The organism is Cupriavidus sp. C1SS-2L, assembly GCF_057073735.1.
The window spans coordinates 2800300-2819527 of sequence record NZ_CP172709.1 but is presented as its reverse complement, the minus strand read 5'-3'; the positions used below and the strand labels follow the sequence as shown (position 1 = coordinate 2819527).

Sequence of the window (19228 nt, the reverse complement as noted above, 5' to 3'; positions counted from 1 at the left end):
AGCGGCGCCTGCCAAGCACGATAACCCGGCTATATTGAAAGGAGCATCGTTTCTCCATCGCCCAACCGGCCATTTCGCGCCCTGCAACAGTGCATTGCGCCCCACTTTATGGCGCACCGCACCAATTAATGTATACTGTAGTCAATTTGATTCAATTGGGATTTACCATGAAGTCTCCCGAGCAACGCTATCTCTCGCAACCGGTCGGCCAGCAACTGCTTCGCTACTACGCGGCACGCGATGCAGTGCGACATGCGACACCGCTCGTGCCGCTGAAGCTGCGGGATATCGGCCGGTTCTTCCTGGCGCTGGGCGGCCATGTGCAGCGCCGTCATCACTGCTGATCTGATCGTCCGGTTACCATCGTTGGCTGCCACGCTGCTGCGGCCAACACCCCTTCCGGCAGCGTTCTCACTGCCGCCCCGCTCCCCGTATCGCTCTCCTTTCTGACGTCTTAGCGCGCCAAGCGTATTGATCCGTCCAGAATCGTCTTGCCGTTCGTGAAAGATTGAATATAGTATACCGAAATACATCGCAGTCTCTCCCGTAGTCTCTCCCAACGCCCCCACCGTGCACTGCCACGGATGACAACAAGGAGTCGACGTGAATCTGCCCGACCGGAGCAAAACCGGCCTTGCGCCGTTGTGGAAGATGGCGCAATGGTTGGCCGATGGCGAGGTATCGGCGGTGGAACTGGTGCAGGCTTGCGAGGCTGCGTGGCACGCGTGGCATGGAGTCATCAACGCACTCGTGGTGTCTGACTTCGATGCCGCCCGCGCCGCCGCGCAGGAGAGCGACCGTCGCCGCAGCGCGGGACAGGCGCGTGGGGTCCTCGACGGCGTGCCGTTCTCCATCAAGGAATCGTTCGACGTGGCTGGCTGGCCGACCACTTGCGGCAACCCGGCTCTTCGCGGCCACGTGGCCCGGCGCGATGCGGTAGTGGTGCAGCGTCTGCGCGATGCCGGCGCGATCCTGCTCGGCAAGACCAACGTCCCGCTCGGCCTGCGGGACTGGCAGAGCTACAACGAGATCTACGGCACGACCCGCCATCCGCACGACCCGTCGCGTACGCCGGGCGGCTCGTCCGGCGGGAGTGCTGCGGCTGTGTGTGCGGGACTGTCGGCGTTCGATGTCGGTTCGGACATTGGTTCCTCGCTGCGCAACCCGGCCCACTACTGCGGCATCTTCTCGCTCAAGCCTAGCCATGGACTGGTGCCGCTGGCCGGCCATGGCACCGGCCCGGCGCGCTTCGGCGAACAGGACATCAACGTGGCCGGGCCTCTGGCCCGCAGCGCGCGCGATCTTGAACCCGTGCTGCGTGCCATTGCCGGCCCGTACGGTGACCAGGAGATGGCATACCGCCTCGAACTGCCCGCGTGCCCGCATCGGCGGCTCGCCGATTTCCGCGTTGCCGTGCTGCCGAGCCATCCGCAGGCCGAAGCCGACAGCGCAGTCGCCACGCAGATCGAGCAGCTTGGCCATTGGCTCGCGCAACAAGGCGCGCGCGTGGCATGGCACGCGCGGCCGGACTTCGACGCCGCCGAGCTATGGCATGCCTACGTGACGTTGCTGCGCGCGGCCACCTCGCTGCATATGGATGACGCGGCATATGCCGATGCGCTCGACCGCGCGGCCAATGCCGCCGCAGGCGATGCCTCTTATTCCACGCTGCAATACACCGGTGCAACGCTAAGCCATCGCGACTGGCTGCGCCTGCAGGCTGCGCGCGAACGTTTCGCGGCCGCGTGGCGCCAGCTCTTTGCCGACCATGACGTGCTGCTGTGTCCTGCCGCGACGACAACCGCTTTCACGCTGAACGAAGCGGGTGAACCATGGACACGCATGCTTGACGTGAACGGCCAATCGCAACCGATGACCACGCAGCTGTTCTGGGCCGGCCATTCCGGGCTGTGCGGGCTGCCTTCGGCCGTCGCGCCGCTCGGGCCGGCCTCGAACGGCCTGCCCGTCGGCGTGCAGATCGTTGCCGGCCGCTACCAGGATCTCACCGCACTGCGGTTCGCCACGCTGCTCGAAGACGCAGGCTACGCTTTCCGGCCACCGCCGCGGCCGTCCACGCTGCCGGCGAACCTCCACCACTAAGACCCCCACACACAACATAGGGAGGGATCATGTTTGACTGGTTCCGCGATTTGTCGCGCATGGAGCGCAAGGGCTTCTATGGCGCTTTCCTAGGACATGCGGTCGATGTATTCGACTTCATGATCTATTCCTTCCTCATCTCCACGCTGCTGGGGCAGTGGGGCATGAGCAAGTCGACCGCGGGCGCTATCGTCACGTGGACGCTGGTGTCGTCGCTGGTCGGCGCGATCGGGGCCGGCATCCTGGCCGACCGCTACGGCCGCGTGCGGGTGCTGCGCTGGACCATTATCGTGTTCGCCATCGCCTGCTTCCTGTGCGGGCTGGCGCAGTCACCGGAACAACTCATGCTGTTCCGCATGATCCAGGGCCTGGGCTTCGGCGGCGAATCGTCGCTGTGCATGGTGCTGGTGACGGAGATGATCCGCAACCCCGCGCATCGCGGCAAATACTCGGGCTTCACCGCGAGCAGCTACTCGTTCGGCTGGGGCGCGGCGGCGATCGTCTACGCGCTCACGTTCAGCATGCTGCCGGCCGAAACGGCGTGGCGCGTCTGCTTCTTCCTCGGCATCCTGCCCGCACTGGTGGTGATCTACCTGCGCCGCAATCTGGAGGAGCCAGAGGTATTCCTGAAGAGCCGCGCGGCTGGCCGGCAGGGGACGGCGCTGGCAGGCCTGGGCCGGCTGTTCCGTGGTCCGCTGCTGTCCAAGACCCTGCTGTGCAGTCTGCTCTCGGGCGGCATGCTCGGTGCGTACTACGCGATCGCCACGTGGCTGCCGACCTTCCTCAAGACCGAGCGCGGGCTATCGGTGTTCGGCACCAGTTCCTATCTGGCGGTGACGATCATCGGGTCACTGATCGGCTATGTGGCGGGCGCCTACGCGACGGATCGCTGGGGCCGCAGGCTGACCTATATCGTGTTCGCGGCGGGGGCCTTCGTGGCCGCGCTGGTCTATATGGTGATCCCGGTGTCGAACACGTCGATGCTGTTCCTCGGCTTCCCGCTGGGGATCCTGATGCAGGGCGTATTCTCGGGCATCGGCGCGACGATTTCGGAATCGTTTCCCAACGATATCCGTGCGACGGGATACGGCGTGTCGTACAACGCCGGGCGCGTGATCGGCTCGCTGTTCCCGCTGTCGGTGGGGTGGCTGAGTTCCGGGCACACGTCTTTGCCGACCGCGATTGCGATTGTCGCCGGGGTGGGCTACGTGATGGTCGTGATGGCCGCGCTGCTGCTGCCCGAGACGACCGGGATGGATCTCGGACAGGCTGGCGGTGGAGAAGAGCAGGATTCGGCGCCGCTGGCGCAACCCGCGGGGACAGTCGCCTGAAGCCGTTCGTTCGCGGGCCGCGAACGCGATACGTGTGTCGTGCCTGGGCCTGCAGCGCCAGGCCGTGCTGTTGCCGGGAGCAGGATGCCGAACGCTTCACCGCCCGGCTGCGCAACGGGGTCGGCGCGCCTGACGCGCACTGGCAGACCTGCGCCAGCAGCTTCAGCGCAGCATGCGCTTCTGTTGCGGCCCTATTTGCCGTTCACGTTCTTGACGTGGTCGATGCATCGCTACCATGTGTACTTCACCCCGACGCGCGCGGCGTACTGGTGGTAGCTTTGCGCGCCCCAGGCGCCGGCGACATTCGCCCAGCCGGTCCAGCGCTTGCCGAGATCGGCATTCAGGCCCAGCTTCAGTTCATACCGGTTTGAGGGATAGAGGCTGCCCAGCGGAAGCTGATTGAACGAGATGTTGCTGTCCGTGCTGGTGTGCCACCAGTTCAGGGTCACGTACGGCTGCAGCTTGCGACGGTCCTCGCGGATGAAGGTGCGATGCACGCGCACGCCGAGCCGGGTGATCAACCCGTTCGAGTCCGCACCGCTCACGTGGGTGCCATTGGGCTCGGTGATGTCGTCCTCGCCATAGCTGACGTAGATGAGTTGGGCTTGCGGTTCAATCACCCAGTCGTAGCGCGTCGGCATCGCATAGCCGACTTCGCCCGATATTGCCCATCCCTGTGCGTGATAGCTCACCGTCGGAAGCTGGTCGCCTTCAACCTTGTTGTTGAACCAGCCGTACTGGAACCAGGTATCGACATAGGTGCCGAGCTTGTGCTCGTCGTTCTGGTACCACGTGCCGTAGGCGCCCAGGCTGAATCCTTCGACGGTGCCGTGGGCACGGGCGGGGTTGGCGGCGGCCTCGGCATTGCTGCGGGCGTAGCCATAGCCAGCCATCAACCCCAGGTGGACGCGGTCTTCCTCGCGCGCCACCTTCCATTTGGCGAGTTCCACGCCGCCATGGAGCAGGAACGAATCGGTATCGACCTTGAAATTGCCATCCTTGCTGTGGCTGCCTTCCCACTTCCCGACCACGCGCAGCCAGCCGCTGCGCGGCTTGTCTTCTTCATGGTCGAAGCCCTGGTCTTCGACATACTGCGGCTCGCCCAGACGGTCGTGCAGGCTGTGCACGAACATCTGTCCCGCCAGGCGCTGGTTGGCCAGGTACGCGGCGACTTCGGGGCGATAGAGCGGGTCTGGTGGCGCTGGCGGGGCAGGAGGGGGTGTCTTCTCCGAGCGCAGGTACCACGCATCGGCATTGGTGCCATCCACGCTGCTGCGGAACAGGCGATATTCGTAGGGGCCGGCCACCGCGCGGCCGTCGAGCCGGAAAGCATCGGGCTGCGTTGCGCCGCCGTTGGCGGTGTTGACTACCAGGATACCGTTGGCGGTCGTCACGGCGCCCGCACCGCCGGCATTGGTGATGCGCAGGCCGGTCTGGCCGCCTGCAGTGCCGCCGTCGATCACGACTGTGTCGGACGGCGAGTTGTCCGCCGCCAGCACCGTGTTGAGGCCGACCACGCCACCGTTGGCGCCGGTATAGCGCGTGACGGTCAGCGTCTTGAATGCGCCCGCCACCGGTGCGGAGAAAAGGATCCGGCTCGCATCGTTGGTGAGATTGGTGAGGTTCGAGTTGCCGGTCATGTTCCACACCGTGCCATCGCGTGCGGTCACCGTGGAGGTGCTGCCGGGCAGCGTAGTAGCCGCACCGGTCAGTGTGGACGCGGACACGTCAAGGATGGCGCCACCGGCGGTCGCCAGCGGCGTTTTCATGGCGACGACGCCTGGCGACAGCGCCAGCGTGGCGAGCAACGGGACCGCGTCATCGGGCGGAAGCGGTTGAGGCCGCGCGATGGGGTCTTCAGCGGCGGGCAGCGAGGGGAAATCGGCGATAGTGCCCACACGCAGCCATTCGCCGCTGCCGGAAACGGTGGAGCCCGACAGGCTGATGGTGCCGTTGCCGCCCACCGCAATGGTCGGACCGCTGGTATTGCGCAGCGTGGACGAGGTGAAGCCCGCGCTGGACGGGCTGAGCTCTCCGGCGACGAAGAGCGCCGCCGCATTGGCACCGTTAGCCGTCACGGCAGCATTCGTGCCGGTGATGATGCCGCCGTCCTGCGCGATCCCGCCATGCGCATTGATGCCGCCGGCGGTGACGGTGGCGCCGTTGAGCGTCACAAGGCTTTGTTCACCGAGTGCCAGCATGCCGTGCGCGGCCGCGCCTTCCGTCACGACGCTGCTTTGTGTCGCGTCAATCTTGCCTTTCAGGACCGCCCGCAGCCCGACCGCTCCATCGCCATGCGTGGTAACCGTGCTGTTGTCATTCAGCGTAATGGTCGCGGGAATATCGAGGTTGGTCCGTGCCTGTGCCTGGGCGCCATGTGCAAACTGCCCAGAGGTCTCGACGCGGCTCGCAGTGGCGATGACCGCCGCCGCGCCGGGCTTGGTCGGATCGACGCCCGCATAGATGCCCAGTGCGCGCAGGCTGTCGGTCGTGACGGTGGTGCGGTTCAGCGTGATGGTGCCGCCATCGTCCGCGGCCACGCCCAGTGCGCGCTCGCCGTGCGTGCGCACGCTGACATCGTTGGCGACCAGTTGTGCGCCCGGATTGACCGCCGCCAGCGCATTGGGTGTCTGTCCGCGGTCGAGCGTGCCGAAGGTGTCGACGGTGCCGCCGTTGAGCGTGATGAGCGATCCCGTATTTGCATAGACCCCACCCGCGTTGGCGCTGCCGCTGCTGACGATCGCCGTGTTCTGGGTCGTGATCGTGGCGATGCCGACGGTTGATCCGGCCGATACCGTCGGCACCTGGCCCGAGCCGGACAAGGTACCGCCATTGACCGTAATGCCGCCGCCTTCCCCGCTCGTGACCGCATAGCTCTGCGAGGTGACATTGGTGTTGATCAGGCCAATCGTGGCGTTGCCCTTGGCCCAGACGCCGCGCGCAGTGCCTGCCTGCACGGTGCTGTTTGTCAGGGTGGCCGTGGCACCCGCGTCGGCCAGTACACCGATCGCACGGACATCTGTCTTGATGGTGGCATCGGACACCGTGGCCGCCGAGCCAGCATCCTTCACGTACAGGCCATAGGCCTCGGTCGCGGCTCCGCCATTGAGCGATGTGCCGCCACGGATGTTCAGTTGCCCGCCTGAAAATGCCCCGGCGGCCGCCACGGGACCAGTCGCAGCGCTACCCGTTCCCGTGGCGGTCATCGAGCCTCCGGTCACGGTGACGGTGCCGGCCAGTTCCGCACGCGCCGCCTGCGAGAAGTTGGAAAGCGCGGTAACGTTGACGCCTGTCGCGAACACATTGCTGTTCGCGCCGCTTGCCACCAGGCTATGGTTAAAGTTCCGGCCGCTGCCGGCACTGCCGATGTTGATGGCGAGATCGGTGAGCGTCACGGTCCCGCCATCGACGGCGCGCGCGGCGGTCAGGTTGATCCCCGCCGCCGGCGTCATGGTGATGGTGGTCCCGTTGGCGCTGATTGCGCTGAGCGCGCCGCTCGCAAGCAAGCCGGTCTGCCCGTTGGCCGTCGCAGCCGTGTTCGATGTGGTCATGACCTGGCCACCCGTGAGCTGGATGCTGGCACCACCTTGCGCATTGGCCCCGCCGGCGTTGGCGACGCCGAGGTTCAGCGTCAATGCCTGTCCGGTGACGTTGGCAGGCGCTCCCGTGCCGGTCACGGCGACGGGGTTTGCCACCGTGGTTCCGATCACGGTCGATGGGGGGACCGTGCAGGTATCGGTTGCGGAAACCTGGCCTGTGCCGACGGTCGCGCATGGCGTCTGTCCTTCGGCTTCCGGCACCAGGCCGGCAAACATGCCGCCCACGAACAGGTACAGCACATGGCGCGAGCCCGCGAGATGGCACGCGGCACGAATTGCCCGTGGCATGGGACGCAGCACCAGGCGGTGCTGCAGCTTCGTCTTGTTCTTTTGCATGGCCGTCCTGTGTCCTGCCCGGGGGAGGGCAGCATGCGATGGACATCCCAGGCATTATTGGCTTCTCGCGGTACTTCGCGTGTTGAATTCTTTGAAGACTTGTCCTGAACAGACTGGAACGCAGCGACAGGTGCCGGGAATTCGCCTCACCCGAATGGGTTTCCCGACAGCTCTCGCTCAGCCGAGCTGGCTGACCAATGCCGGCACCATCAGGCTCGCCCCAATGCCCATCAACACCCCAAACGCGATGCGCCGCGTGGTGGTGGGAGAGAAGGGCGGCGGAAACCGCCGTCCCAGCACCGTGGCCAGCACCACCACAGGCACGGCAATGGCAGCCTGCAGGCAGATCTGCGCGTCGAGCTGGCCCTGCCAGGCCGAGAAGAGGGTGCGCACGCTGGAGGTCACGGTAAAGACCAGGATCAGCGCGCAGCGGATCTCCACCGGCTTCATGGGCTGGCGGTAGAACTGGAAAATCAGCGGCGGGCCGGACACGCCGAACATACCGCTCAGCAGGCCGCCGAATATGCCGCTCACGAGAAAGCTGCCATCGCCGGAGCGTCGCGGCAGCGGCTCGGGGCGCAGCGCCGCGCTCAGGCCGCCATACAGGATCACTGCGCCAAGCAGCAACTGCAGCAGCGTGGCCGCGGTGCTGCTGAGATAGTCGAGCAGCAGCACGCCGGCAACCACGGACGGCAGGATGCCGATGGCCGCGGCAAACACCGCGCGCCAGTCGATATGCTGCATCTTGCCCGGCAGTGCGAACGCACTGTTGGCCAGCGTCACCAGGCTCACCACGGCAGCCACCGTGGCCACCGGCGCGAGGCCCAGCCCGCTGGTCGCGCCCATCACGATCATGCCGAGCCCGAAACCCGTCACCGTCTGAAAATACGTTCCCGCGCCAAGCAGGGCCTGCAGGCCCAGCACGGGCATCAACAATTCCAGCTTCATGCTGCCGCCTGCTCTCCGGATGATGGTTGCTGCGCCGAGGCGGCTTGTGCCTGCACGACGGTGACAGCGATGACATGGAACACATCCTCTGCGCTGCAACCGCGCGAAAGGTCGTTAGCCGGCCTCCTGAGCCCCTGCAGCATCGGGCCGATGGCCTTGGCGCCGCCGAGCCGTTCGGCCAGCTTGTAGCCGATATTGCCGGCTTCGAGATTCGGAAAGACCAGAACGTTGGCATGGCCGCCCACTTGGGAGTGAGGAATTTTGCGCTCGGCAATCTCGGCGACGATGGCGGCGTCGAGCTGCACATCGCCATCGATGGCGAGGCCCGGCCGCTGCGCGCGCACGCGCTCCGTGGCTGCGACGACCTTGTCGACGGCCGCATGCTTCGCGCTGCCGCAGGTCGAAAACGACAGCATCGCCACACGCGGATCTTCATTGAGCAGCGAGCGTGCGCTGTCTGACGCGGCCATGGCGATCTCGGATAGCTCCTCGGCATCGGGGTCCACCACGAGCCCGCAATCGGAAAAGATCAGCCCGCCCTTGAGCGCGTGGAACGGCTCGCACAGCATCATCAGGAAAAAGCTCGAAACCAGCCGGAATCCGGGCGCCAGACCGATCAGCTGGATCGCGTTGCGCACCACGTCTGCGGTGGTGTGGACCGCGCCGGCTACTGAACCGTCGGCATGGCCTTGTCGCACCATCAGGTTGGCGAAGCACAGCGGATCGAGCACCGCTTGCCGCGCCTGATCGAGCGTCATGCCCTTCTTCTGGCGCATCGCGTAGAGCGCCTGCGCGAAAGAGGGCGTCAGCGCCGATGTGGCCGGATCGACAATGGTCATGCGCGGGAGATCGATGCCCTGGTTTGCCGCTGCATCGGTGATACGCGCCGCGTTGCCCACCAGGATGACCTGCGCAATGCCCTCGCGCGCAGCGCGTTCGGCTGCCTGCAGGATGCGCGGATCCTCGCCCTCGCACAGGACGATGCGACGGGGCGCGGCGCGCGCGCGATCGATGATGCGGAGGATGGGTTTCATGGCGGGTGGCTCGGTAAGACTGAAAAAAGGGCCAGCGATCAGCGCTATGCCCTTGGTGTTATCGCCCTCTCCCGCAAGCGGGAGAGGGCGCACACGATCGCGAACGATAGGGCGCAGCTTCGATCAGACTCGATCAGACGTAGTCCTTGTACTTGTCCAGGTAGCGCACCGGCTTGGACAGCGCGTCGCGGCGGAACGGGTCGCCGAGTTCACGCGTGCACAGCACTTCGATGATCGTGGTCTTGCCGTGGTTCATCTGCAGGTCGATGGCGCGCTTCAGTGCCGGGCCCACGTCTTCCAGGCGATCCACCACGATGCCTTCCGCGCCCATGGCCTTGGCGATGGCGGCGAAGCTCTGGTTGTCGAGCTCGCCGGCGACGAAGCGGCGGTTGTAGAAGTCCACCTGGTTCTTCTTCTCCGCGCCCCACTGGCGGTTGTGGAAGACCACAGCCGTCACCGGGATGTTGTGGCGCACGCAGGTCATGGTTTCCATCAGGCTCATGCCCCAGGCGCCGTCACCGGCGTACGAGACGGCCGGACGGTGCGGTGCCGCTACTTTGGCGCCGATGATGGTCGGGAACGCATAACCGCAATTGCCCCAGCTCATCGCCGCGAAGAAGCTGCGCGGCTTTTCGAAGCGCAGGTAGCTGTTGGCGACTGAGTTGATGTTGCCGATGTCGGTCGACACCATCACGTCGGCTGGCATGGCCTTTTCGAGTTCACGCAGCACCTGGCGCGGGTGCAGGTACGTGCCGCCGTTGAAGGTGCGCTCGTTCTTCTGCTCCTCGATCATGTCCAGGCTGTACGGATCGCGCTCGTGCGTCCAACCGTCCAGTTCCTTTTCCCATGCGGCCTTTTCGTTGGCGATTTCCGTGGCGCGGCCGTCGCGGCTGCTGTCGCAGGCAAGCGTGCGGTTGGCCAGGCGCTGCGTGAGCGCAATGGCGGCAGCCTTGGCGTCGCCGCAGATGCCCACCGAGATCTTCTTCACCAGGCCCAGCATCTTGTGATCGGCGTCGATCTGGATGATCTTCGCGTTCTTCGGCCAGTAGTCCATGCCGTGCTGCGGCAGCGTTCCGAACGGCCCGAGGCGCGAGCCCAGTGCGATCACCACGTCGGCGCGCGAGATCAGCTTCATTGCAGCCTTCGAACCCTGGTAGCCCAGCGGACCGCACCACAGCGGGTGGCTGGCGGGGAACGAGTCGTTGTGCAGGTAGCTGTTGACCACCGGCGCGCCCAGACGCTCGGCCAGTGCCTTGCATTCCTCGATGGCATCGGCCATCACCACGCCGCCGCCCGAGATGATCACGGGGAACTTGGCCTGTGCCAGCAGCTCGGCCGCTTCGTTCAGGCTCTGTTCGCCGCCGGGGCCGCGGTCCAGGCGCTGCGGCTTCGGAATCTCGACATTGACCTTGCCGTAGAAGTAGTCACGCGGGATGTTGAGCTGCGTCGGGCCCATTTCGGCCAGCGCGCGGTCGAAGCAGCGGCCGGTGAACTCGGCCATGCGCTGCGGATGCGTGACGTGGCCCTGGTACTTGGTGAACTCCTGGAACATCGGCAGTTGCTTGGCTTCCTGGAAGCCGCCCAGGCCGATGCCGGTGGTGCCGGCTTCGGGCGTGACGATCACGACCGGGCTATGCGCCCAGTACGCGGCAGCGATGGACGTCACGCAGTTCGAGATGCCGGGACCGTTCTGGCCGATCACCACGCCATGGCGGCCCGACACGCGAGCATAGCCGTCAGCCATATGGCCAGCACCCTGTTCATGCACGACCGGGATAAGACGAATGCCGGCCGGGGCGAAGATGTCCATGGCGTCCATGAACGCGGAGCCCATGATGCCGAACATCTCGGTCACGCCATTGGCGACCATGGTCTCCACGAACGCTTCGGACGGCGTCATGGTCTGGGGGCCGGCTGGCACCTGGGTCTCGGTGGCCGAGCCACCGGAAACGGCGGGCTGCGTAGTCGTGTCGAGGTCGCGCATGGGGTGTCTCCTGTGTGACGTAATAAGTGGAACGATTCGTTCCAGAAACTGTTTGGTGAGGGAAATGTAGGCGGAGAACAGCCCGTGGTCAATAGGAAGTTTTAGTTTTTGGAATGTTTGGAATCAAAAAACGAGACGAATCGTCATAAAAGTGATTTTAAGTTAACTTTTTATAATAGGGGTGGCAGATCGTCAATGCGGCTTTGCCAGCGCGAGCGTCCATGTCTGGACAAAGTCGGGTTCCGCGCTGGGCCTTCCTATATACTTTCAGTGTGCTAACAAAATGGTGAGTGCTATGGGTCCAAGAACGAAGCGCGGTGCGGCCGCGGACGACAGCGCGCCGGTGTCGGCGGTCGAGCCCGAAAGCGATCCCGCCAAGGAACTGCTGTGGGCGCGGCCGGGTTTCCTGGTGCGGCGGCTGCACCAGATCCACGTTGCGATGTTCTTCGAGGAGTGCAAGTCGCCCAACATCACGCCGGTGCAGTACGCGATCCTGACGGTGTTGTCGGTGCTGCCCGGGCTGGACCAGACCTCGCTCGGTCAGGAAGTTGGGCTGGACCGCACGACCACGGCGGACGTGGTGCGTCGGCTCGAAGAGCGCGGCCTGCTGGAGCGCCGCGACAACCCGGCGGACCGCCGCACGCGGCATGTCTACCTGACCAAGGAGGGCCGGAGCGTGGTGACGGCGCTGCGCGCCGATATGGCGCGCGCGCAGGAGCGTATGCTGGCGCCGCTGAAGCCGGCCCAGCGCGAAGTGTTCATGGACCTGCTGGCTACGCTGGTGGAGGCGAACAACCAGTACAGCCGCACGGTGTTGCGCAGCATGTAAGGCAAGAAGCGGCGAATGTCGGCCAAAAATGACAATGCGGGCGCAAGGCCCGCCTTGTGCTTTCCGCGGATGTCAGACCGGATAGACCAGATCGTTGGCGATGATCGTGGTGTCGTAGATCACCTGGCGTTCACGTAGCAGCAGCCCGTTCCCCGTGCGTTGAAAGCGGTCGTGATAGGTGCCCGCCATATGCATGGTGGTAGGGCCTTCCACCAGCGTCTGCAGCAGCAAGAAGTTGGACTGCGCCACGATGTCGCCGTCAGCAGTCTCGTCGGTGACGCGCGTGTTGGTCACGAGATGCAGGTTGTAGCGCGGCGCGAACATCTGCGTGTTGGCGATGGCCGCAGCGCGATCGCGCATCATGCCGATGCCTTCGGCATAGACGAGGCCCACGGGCAGGTTGAGTTCGGCGTTTTCGCGGGCCGTGATGCGGTAGAGCGCGTCTTCGGTGAAGAAGCGCGGCCACTGCTCGACCAGGCCTGCGTCGAGCACCGCGCAGTATTCCGCGTGGAAATTCTCGATCTCGAGCCGCAGTTCGATGGCGCGCGCCGCGCCAAGCTTGCTTTCGCGATAGACAGCGTAGTACATCGGTTTCATCGTTCAGAACCCCATCACGCCGCGGTAGTACTGGTACATGGCCCGGATCGCCGATTCCGAGATCAGCGAATTCGACGTGCCCACATGGTTGGCATCGAGCTTGAGCACGTTGACGTCCGTGGTCGAGCGGCGCACGCCTTCCTGCACGAACTTCATCGCCTCGTTGTCCTCCAGCCCGAGGAAGCCGGCCGGCCCCATCAGGTTGCCCTGGCGCAGGCGGTGCTGGGTCATTTCCTCGGTGTCGTCTTCGTAGCCAAACATGGTCCACAGCATCAGCATGCTGTCGGGGCCGTTGGGGACGATGTGGCGCACGCCCAGCGTGTTCATCTCGCGCTGCACGATCAGGTTCGGCCAGATGGTCTGCATGGTGACGGACCACGGCGAGTCGAATTCCTTCACGTACTCCAGGAAACGCTCGTCTTCGAGCCGCATGCCTTCGTGGTAAGAGCGCATCTCCTTCTTGTTTTCGTCGCTGACGGCCGCGTACTTGTCTTCCTTCTTGGCCGATGCCATGGTGCCGTGGCGGCCATGCACGGAGTCGGCGATCATCGCGGACTCGTTGCCCGCGACGAGCAGGCCGAACACCACGAGGAACGAGTGCAGCAGCGTGGCGTGGTAGGGATCCTTCAGGTTCTCGTGGTACATCTTCCAGTTGCACGGCAGCTCATTCTTGTAGTACCCGAGCACCTTGAGCGGCTTGCCGTTGAACACGACGTCGAAGTCCTTGAGGATCTCCGGCGTCATGTACTCCTCCAGGCTTTCCATGTTGTCCGCATAGGAGGCGAAGATCACGCCGTTGCGCGTGGCCACGTTCAGCTTTACGAGCCCGTGGTCCTCGTTGCGGAAGTCCTTCGGCATGCCGCCCGCGCGGTTCACGCCACGCTTGAACGGCACGCCCTGAAGGTTGCCCTTGAGGTCATAGGACCATTGGTGATAGGGGCAGACGAACTCCTTCGTATTGCCCTGGCTGTGGCGGCAGAACTCCGCGCCGCGGTGCGCGCAGCGGTTTTCGAACACATTGATCGAGCCATCTTCGGCGCGCGACACCACAACCGGCGTGGCGCCGACATAGGAGCGCTTGTAGTCGCCCGCATTGGGGATTTCCGCTTCGAGCGCGACGTAGTTCCACGAGCGGCCGCGGAAGATCTTTTCGAGTTCGAGGTCATACACGGACTGGCTCGTGTAGACCCAGTCCGGGATGAAGTGCAGGCCATCTTCGGGCCAGCGGCAGTCGCCCAGCTCGGTGTCCTTGCGTCCCAGCTTGTGCTGGATCACCGCTTGTGTCTGGTACATGGGTGTTCCTTTCAGTTTGTGGTGAGGCTCGCGGTCCGGCTGGAGATCTCCGCCTGTACCTCGCGTACGATCTGGCGCAGGGGCAGGGCGGCGTCGCACAGGCGGGCCAGGTGTTCGTTGACGGGCAAGTCGAAGAGCGCGCGTAGCTGGCGCAGATCTCCGCCCGCATTGACGGCGATGGCATGGCGCAGGCAGCCGTCCAGCGTGCCAAGCAGCATGGACTTCGGGCTTGCCGCGCCGCTGGCCGGCATGTCGCGCCATACGTAGCGCATGCCGGGAAGGGCGGCGCCGAGCATCTGCACGTTGCAGCCGAACTGGTCGGTCCAGAACCACGGGGTGGCAGCCAGTGCGGCCTGCAAGCCGAGCATGGACGTGGCGGCAATGCGGGCCTGCTCATTGGCCGATTGCCACGATTCCATGCGCATCTCGGCGCCAAACAGCGGCTGGAACTGGCTGGCGCAATCGCCGGCGGCATAGATGTTCGGCACGCTGGTGCGGCCTTGTTCATCGATCTGGATGCCGCCGTTGCCGGGATGCAGTGCAAGCCCTGCGATTGCGGCAAGTTCAGTGTTGGGGGTCAGCCCGATGGCTACGACGAGCACCGGTATGTGCCACGTGGTGCCATCAGCCAGCCGTACCTGCACGCCTTGCGCCTGCGGCTCGATCGCGGTAATCCTGCAGCCAAGCCTGAGGTCCACGCCCCGTGCGCGGACGCGCTGTGCTAGCCAGTCGCTCAACTCGGCCGGCGCCGCACGAGCGAGCAACCTGTCGGCGCTCTCAAGAATGGTTACCTTCAAACCAAGGTCGACTGCAGTGGACGCCGTTTCCAGCCCCAGGAAACCGCCGCCGATCACGAGGACCTCATCGGCGCCCTGCATCGCTTCGCGCAAGCGAGCTGCGTCGTCCAGCGTGCGCAGGTAATGGACGTTAGGCGTGCCGGCTGGCAAGTGGGGCAGCGTGCGCGCGCGGCCGCCGGTGGCGAGCAGGCAGGCGTCGAAGCGGATCTCGCTGCCGTCCGTGCAGGTGGCAACGCTGCGCGCGGCGTCGATGGCGCTCACGGTGGTGCATAGGCGCAGTTCGATGTCGCGCTCCGCATAGAAGCCGGCGGGATGCACGCCAACCTGGCCTTGCTGGCTGGCATCGGCCAGCACCGCCTTGGAGAGCGGGGGCCGCTCGTACGGTGCATGCCGCTCGCCGCCGACCATGACAATGCGCTCGGCATGGCCCAGCTTGCGCAACTCCGCTGCGGCCATGGCACCGGCCTGGCCAGCGCCGATGATAAGGATGGGGGTTTGCGTTGACATGTACTGCCTCGTCACAGCTCGACCCACACCCGCCTGTCTTCGAACTTGACCGGGTAGGTGCGGATGTCGGTGCTGGCTGGCGCGCACATGGCCTTGCCGGTGCGGATGTCGAAGCGGCCCTGGTGCAATGGGCATTCGATGCAGCCATCTTCCAGGTAGCCGTCGGACAGCAGCGCGTACTGGTGCGTGCAGACGTTGTCGGTGACGAAGTACTCGTCGTCGCTACGGTAGACGGCCAGCTGGCGTTCACCGAGGTTGAGCGGCATCACTTCGTCGTTCTGCAGCGTGCCGACGTTGTCGATTTCAATCCATGCCATGGAGGTTCTCCGTTACTTATCTGTCAGTACACTGACTATAACGGTCAGTGTACTGATGTTTTATGTGGGAACTATCCGCGTTAACCCTGTCCGGTGCCGGCGGCGCCGGATTGGACTGTGCGGGTGGTCGGAACGATGGGGCGTGAGGCAGGACGGTTTTTCCACCGCGCCTCGATTTCGCCCATGACGCCGCGCCGGAACGTGAGCACGCAAACCACGAAGATCAGCCCGGTGACCATGCTGACGGATTCGCCGAGCGAGTCGAACCAGGGGATGCCGGTCAGCGAAGCGAGCGCGGTGCCGGCATCGCCAAGCTTGTTCTCCAGTGCAACGATGACGAGAGCGCCGACGATGGGGCCCGAAAGCGTTCCCATGCCCCCAACGAGCGTCATCAGGATCACGGCGCCCGACATCATCCAGTGGACATCCGTCAGCGTCGCAAAGCCGAGCACCAGCGTCTTGAGTGCGCCGGCCAGGCCTGCAAGCGCTGATGACAGCACGAACGCCAGCAGCTTGAAACGATCCGCATCATAGCCAAGCGAGATTGCCCGCGGCTCGTTCTCCTTGATCGCGCGCAGGATCTGCCCGAACGGCGAATTGACGATGCGCATGATGCCGAGGAACGCCGCCGCCGTGATGGCCAGTACCAGGTAATACGTGGTCATGTCCGGCTCCAGCGAGACCACGCCGAACAGGCTGCCGCGCGGCACTGCCTGCAAGCCGTCTTCGCCGCCGGTGACGGGCGCCTGCAGGCAGAAGAAGTAGAACATCTGCGCGAGCGCCAGCGTGATCATCGCGAAGTAGATGCCTTGTCTGCGTATAGCGAGTGCGCCAAAGGCCAGGCCGAGCAGCGCGCCGAATGCTGTGCCCAACAGCAAGCCGAGTTCGGGCGTGACATGCAGCGACTTCATCGCATAGCCGCAGGCATAGGCCGCGCCGCCGAAGAAGGCCGCATGGCCGAACGACAACAGCCCGGTGAAGCCCAGCAGCAGGTTGAAGGCGCAGGCGAACAGCGCGAAGCACAGCAGCTTCATCACCAGCACCGGATAGGCGCCCAGGAACGGGGCTGCCACCAGGACCGCGAGCAGCAGCCCGTAAGCGAACGTGGCGCGGTTGTCGCGTGCCGTCATCATGCTTCCTTTCCAAAGAGACCGGCCGGGCGCACCAGCAGCACGCAAACCATGGCCACGAACACGACCGTGGCCGAAGCCTCGGGGTAGAACACCTTGGTGAGGCCTTCGAACACGCCGAGGCCAAGGCCCGTGAAGATCGATCCGAGGATGGAGCCCATGCCGCCGATCACCACGACCGCAAAGACGGTGATGATCAGGTTCTGGCCCATCAGCGGGGACACCTGCATTACCGGGGCGGCGAGCACGCCGGCCAGCGCGGCCAGCCCCACGCCGAACGCATAGGTCAGTGTCACCAGCAGCGGTACGTTGATGCCGAACGCTTCGACAATGCGCGGATTCTCGGTGCCGGCACGCAGGTAGGAACCGAGCCGTGTCTTCTCGATCATGTACCAGGTCGCAAAGCACACGGCCAGCGACGCCAGTACGACCCACGCGCGGTAGTTGGGCAGCACCATGAAACCCAGCGACGTCGCGCCCGTGAGCGCTTCCGGTGTTGGGTAAGGCAGGCCCGAAACGCCGTAGGCGGAACGCAGCAATCCTTCCAGTAGCAGGCAGATGCCCAGCGTCAGCAGCAGTCCGTAGAGATGGTCGAACCGGTACAGGTGGCGCAACATGGTGCGCTCCAGCACCACGCCGATGGCGCCGGTCGCCAGCGGCGCGAGCAGCAGCATCAGCCAATAGTTGAGGCCGAGGTAGTTCATGCCCATCCACGCCAGCACTGCGCCGAGCATGAACAGCGCACCATGGGCAAAGTTGATCACGTTGAGCAGGCCGAAGATCACGGCCAGGCCCAGACTCAGGATCGCGTAGAACGACCCGTTCACCAGTCCCAGCAAGAGCTGACTAAGCAGCGCCGGCAGGGGCACTCCGAACAATTCCATTGGCAAATCTCCTTACACGCCGAGCAGTGCGTTAAGCGTCGGCATCTTGCGTTCCAGCTCCGCCGATTCGAATGCCTCCACAATGGCGCCGTGCTCCATCACATAGAAGCGGTCAGCCAGCGGCGCGGCGAAGCGGAAGTTCTGTTCGACCATCACGATGGTGTAGCCGCGCCGGCGCAGCATGGTGATCATCTTCGCGAGCTTCTGCACGATGACCGGCGCGAGGCCTTCCGAGATTTCATCGAGTAGCAGTACGCTAGCGCCCGTGCGCAGGATCCGCGCGACCGCCAGCATCTGCTGCTCCCCGCCCGACATACGCGTGCCCTGGCTCTTACGCCGTTCGAGCAGGTTCGGGAACATCTCGTAGATTTCGCCGACTGTCATGGGCTCGCGCAGGCCAACTGCGCCGGCCGAGCGCGGGAACTCGGGCGGCAGGAGCAGGTTTTCCTCGCAAGACAGGCTCGAGAAGATGGCGCGCTCTTCCGGGCAGTAGCCGAGTCCGAGCGGCGCGATGCGGTGCGTCTTCATCGTGACGGTCTCCTGGCCATGCACGCGCACCGAGCCCTTGCGCTGGCCCACCAGGCCCATGATCGCGCGCAGGGTTGTGGTGCGGCCCGCGCCGTTGCGGCCCAGCAGCGTGACGACCTCGCCGGCATTCACCGTGAGATCAACGCCATGCAGGATGTGCGATTCGCCGTACCAGGCGTGGAGGTCGCGGATTTCCAGTGCAGGTATCGTGGCCTGGGTCATGCGGCCTCCGCACGGGCGTGAAGGTCGTCGGCCTCGTCGGTGGTTCCCATATACGCTTCTTTCACCTGAGGGTCGTTCGAGACTTCCTGATAGCTGCCTTCGGCCAGAACTGCGCCGCGCTGGAGCACGGTGATGCGATCGACGATGGAGGAGACCACGCTCATGTTGTGCTCGACCATCAGCACCGTGCGTCCCGCCGAGACACGTTTGATGAGCGCTGTGACCGTTTCCACGTCTTCGTGCCCCATGCCTTGCGTCGGTTCGTCGAGCAGCATCAGTTCCGGGTCCATCGCCAGCGTGGTGGCGATCTCCAGCGCACGCTTGCGCCCATAGGCCAGCTCGGCGGTCGGCAGTCGTGCGAAGCTCGCCAGTCCCACTGCATCGAGCAGTTCCATGGCGCGCGCATCCAGTCTCGACAGCGACCGCTTGCTGCGCCAGAAGTGATAAGCCGTTCCGAGCTTGCGCTGCAGCGCCACGCGCACGTTCTCGAGCACGGTCAGTTGCGGAAACACTGCCGAGATCTGGAACGAGCGGATCACGCCCATGCGAGCGATGTGCGCAGGCCGCAGGGCGGTGATATCGGTACCGTTGAAGTGGATCGAACCCGAAGAGGGCGCGTGGAACTTAGTCAGCAGGTTGAAGCAAGTGGTCTTGCCCGCGCCGTTCGGGCCGATCAGTGCATGGATCGACCCGCGGCGCACCCGCAGGCTGACATCGCTCACGGCCGTGAAGCCCTTGAAGCTCTTGGTCAGGCCGCGCGTCTGCAGGATGACGTCGTTGTCGGACATGGCG

The 19228-nt window shown here is 64.8% G+C and carries 16 protein-coding genes; 4 read left to right on the top strand and 12 right to left on the bottom strand.

Translation table 11 applies throughout. The features are described 5' to 3' along the window. Positions 1 to 167: 167 nt before the first annotated feature. From ACIGJG_RS30685 to ACIGJG_RS30675, 3 genes are all read left to right on the top strand, one after another. Positions 168 to 344: a hypothetical protein gene (locus tag ACIGJG_RS30685; RefSeq protein WP_181184483.1), complete on the top strand. Its 177-nt coding sequence runs from the start codon at positions 168 to 170 to the stop codon at positions 342 to 344. Positions 345 to 603: 259 nt separating this feature from the next. After that, the gene (locus ACIGJG_RS30680; protein WP_483673687.1) at positions 604 to 2100 is read left to right on the top strand and encodes an amidase; all 1497 of its coding nucleotides are present in this window, start codon (positions 604 to 606) and stop codon (positions 2098 to 2100) included. 29 nt (positions 2101 to 2129) lie between these two features. Continuing rightward, entirely contained in the window at positions 2130 to 3431 is a 1302-nt protein-coding gene (locus ACIGJG_RS30675) for an MFS transporter (protein WP_011299894.1), read from the top strand. Positions 3432 to 3661: 230 nt separating this feature from the next. Here the strand turns inward: ACIGJG_RS30675 and ACIGJG_RS30670 are convergent, their stop codons facing one another. The 4 genes from ACIGJG_RS30670 to xsc form a co-directional block, all read right to left on the bottom strand. Beyond that, positions 3662 to 7366 (bottom strand): autotransporter outer membrane beta-barrel domain-containing protein, encoded by a 3705-nt coding sequence (locus tag ACIGJG_RS30670; RefSeq protein WP_011299895.1) that lies wholly within the window; start codon positions 7364 to 7366, stop codon positions 3662 to 3664. Between the two features lie 177 nt (positions 7367 to 7543). Further along, on the bottom strand, positions 7544 to 8314 hold the full coding sequence (locus tag ACIGJG_RS30665) for a sulfite exporter TauE/SafE family protein (RefSeq protein ID WP_011299896.1): 771 nt from the start codon (positions 8312 to 8314) through the stop codon (positions 7544 to 7546). Next, entirely contained in the window at positions 8311 to 9348 is a 1038-nt protein-coding gene (pta, locus tag ACIGJG_RS30660; RefSeq protein WP_483673686.1) for a phosphate acetyltransferase, read from the bottom strand. The genes ACIGJG_RS30665 and pta overlap by 4 nt, the downstream gene beginning before the upstream one ends. Before the next feature lie 133 nt (positions 9349 to 9481). Next, positions 9482 to 11248: a sulfoacetaldehyde acetyltransferase gene (xsc, locus tag ACIGJG_RS30655; RefSeq protein ID WP_041680409.1), complete on the bottom strand. Its 1767-nt coding sequence runs from the start codon at positions 11246 to 11248 to the stop codon at positions 9482 to 9484. Between the two features lie 379 nt (positions 11249 to 11627). Here xsc and ACIGJG_RS30650 point away from each other — a divergent pair, with 379 nt between their 5' ends. Further along, positions 11628 to 12161 carry a MarR family winged helix-turn-helix transcriptional regulator gene (locus tag ACIGJG_RS30650; protein WP_011299899.1) on the top strand — a complete coding sequence of 178 codons (534 nt, stop codon included), beginning with the start codon at positions 11628 to 11630 and terminating at the stop codon, positions 12159 to 12161. A gap of 72 nt (positions 12162 to 12233) precedes the next feature. Here the strand turns inward: ACIGJG_RS30650 and ACIGJG_RS30645 are convergent, their stop codons facing one another. From ACIGJG_RS30645 to ACIGJG_RS30610, 8 genes are all read right to left on the bottom strand, one after another. Next, entirely contained in the window at positions 12234 to 12749 is a 516-nt protein-coding gene (locus tag ACIGJG_RS30645) for an aromatic-ring-hydroxylating dioxygenase subunit beta (protein WP_373460964.1), read from the bottom strand. A gap of 12 nt (positions 12750 to 12761) precedes the next feature. Then, positions 12762 to 14051: an aromatic ring-hydroxylating dioxygenase subunit alpha gene (locus ACIGJG_RS30640; protein WP_220630448.1), complete on the bottom strand. Its 1290-nt coding sequence runs from the start codon at positions 14049 to 14051 to the stop codon at positions 12762 to 12764. Positions 14052 to 14062: 11 nt separating this feature from the next. Beyond that, on the bottom strand, positions 14063 to 15355 hold the full coding sequence (locus tag ACIGJG_RS30635; protein WP_220630447.1) for an NAD(P)/FAD-dependent oxidoreductase: 1293 nt from the start codon (positions 15353 to 15355) through the stop codon (positions 14063 to 14065). Positions 15356 to 15366: 11 nt separating this feature from the next. Beyond that, a complete protein-coding gene (locus tag ACIGJG_RS30630; protein ID WP_011299903.1) occupies positions 15367 to 15672 on the bottom strand; it encodes a non-heme iron oxygenase ferredoxin subunit in 306 nt (101 codons plus the stop codon). Positions 15673 to 15752: 80 nt separating this feature from the next. Further along, on the bottom strand, positions 15753 to 16802 hold the full coding sequence (locus tag ACIGJG_RS30625; protein ID WP_011299904.1) for a branched-chain amino acid ABC transporter permease: 1050 nt from the start codon (positions 16800 to 16802) through the stop codon (positions 15753 to 15755). Beyond that, entirely contained in the window at positions 16802 to 17686 is an 885-nt protein-coding gene (locus ACIGJG_RS30620) for a branched-chain amino acid ABC transporter permease (RefSeq protein WP_011299905.1), read from the bottom strand. Before ACIGJG_RS30620 ends, ACIGJG_RS30625 begins: the two co-directional genes overlap by 1 nt. Positions 17687 to 17698: 12 nt before the next feature. Next, a complete protein-coding gene (locus tag ACIGJG_RS30615) occupies positions 17699 to 18436 on the bottom strand; it encodes an ABC transporter ATP-binding protein (RefSeq protein ID WP_011299906.1) in 738 nt (245 codons plus the stop codon). Next, complete coding sequence (locus ACIGJG_RS30610) at positions 18433 to 19224, bottom strand: ABC transporter ATP-binding protein (protein ID WP_483673685.1); 792 nt, start codon at positions 19222 to 19224, stop codon at positions 18433 to 18435. The genes ACIGJG_RS30615 and ACIGJG_RS30610 overlap by 4 nt, the downstream gene beginning before the upstream one ends. Positions 19225 to 19228 lie beyond the last annotated feature (4 nt).

Coding starts and splice junctions, on each gene's coding strand:
- pta (WP_483673686.1), bottom strand. CDS start 9,348: ATGAAACCCATCCTCCGCATCATCGATCGCGCGCGCGCCGCGCCCCGT.
- ACIGJG_RS30620 (WP_011299905.1), bottom strand. CDS start 17,686: ATGGAATTGTTCGGAGTGCCCCTGCCGGCGCTGCTTAGTCAGCTCTTG.
- ACIGJG_RS30625 (WP_011299904.1), bottom strand. CDS start 16,802: ATGACGGCACGCGACAACCGCGCCACGTTCGCTTACGGGCTGCTGCTC.
- ACIGJG_RS30670 (WP_011299895.1), bottom strand. CDS start 7,366: ATGCAAAAGAACAAGACGAAGCTGCAGCACCGCCTGGTGCTGCGTCCC.
- ACIGJG_RS30675 (WP_011299894.1), top strand. CDS start 2,130: ATGTTTGACTGGTTCCGCGATTTGTCGCGCATGGAGCGCAAGGGCTTC.
- ACIGJG_RS30665 (WP_011299896.1), bottom strand. CDS start 8,314: ATGAAGCTGGAATTGTTGATGCCCGTGCTGGGCCTGCAGGCCCTGCTT.
- ACIGJG_RS30650 (WP_011299899.1), top strand. CDS start 11,628: ATGGGTCCAAGAACGAAGCGCGGTGCGGCCGCGGACGACAGCGCGCCG.
- ACIGJG_RS30630 (WP_011299903.1), bottom strand. CDS start 15,672: ATGGCATGGATTGAAATCGACAACGTCGGCACGCTGCAGAACGACGAA.
- ACIGJG_RS30635 (WP_220630447.1), bottom strand. CDS start 15,355: ATGTCAACGCAAACCCCCATCCTTATCATCGGCGCTGGCCAGGCCGGT.
- ACIGJG_RS30615 (WP_011299906.1), bottom strand. CDS start 18,436: ATGACCCAGGCCACGATACCTGCACTGGAAATCCGCGACCTCCACGCC.
- ACIGJG_RS30685 (WP_181184483.1), top strand. CDS start 168: ATGAAGTCTCCCGAGCAACGCTATCTCTCGCAACCGGTCGGCCAGCAA.
- xsc (WP_041680409.1), bottom strand. CDS start 11,248: ATGACGCCGTCCGAAGCGTTCGTGGAGACCATGGTCGCCAATGGCGTG.
- ACIGJG_RS30610 (WP_483673685.1), bottom strand. CDS start 19,224: ATGTCCGACAACGACGTCATCCTGCAGACGCGCGGCCTGACCAAGAGC.
- ACIGJG_RS30640 (WP_220630448.1), bottom strand. CDS start 14,051: ATGTACCAGACACAAGCGGTGATCCAGCACAAGCTGGGACGCAAGGAC.
- ACIGJG_RS30645 (WP_373460964.1), bottom strand. CDS start 12,749: ATGTACTACGCTGTCTATCGCGAAAGCAAGCTTGGCGCGGCGCGCGCC.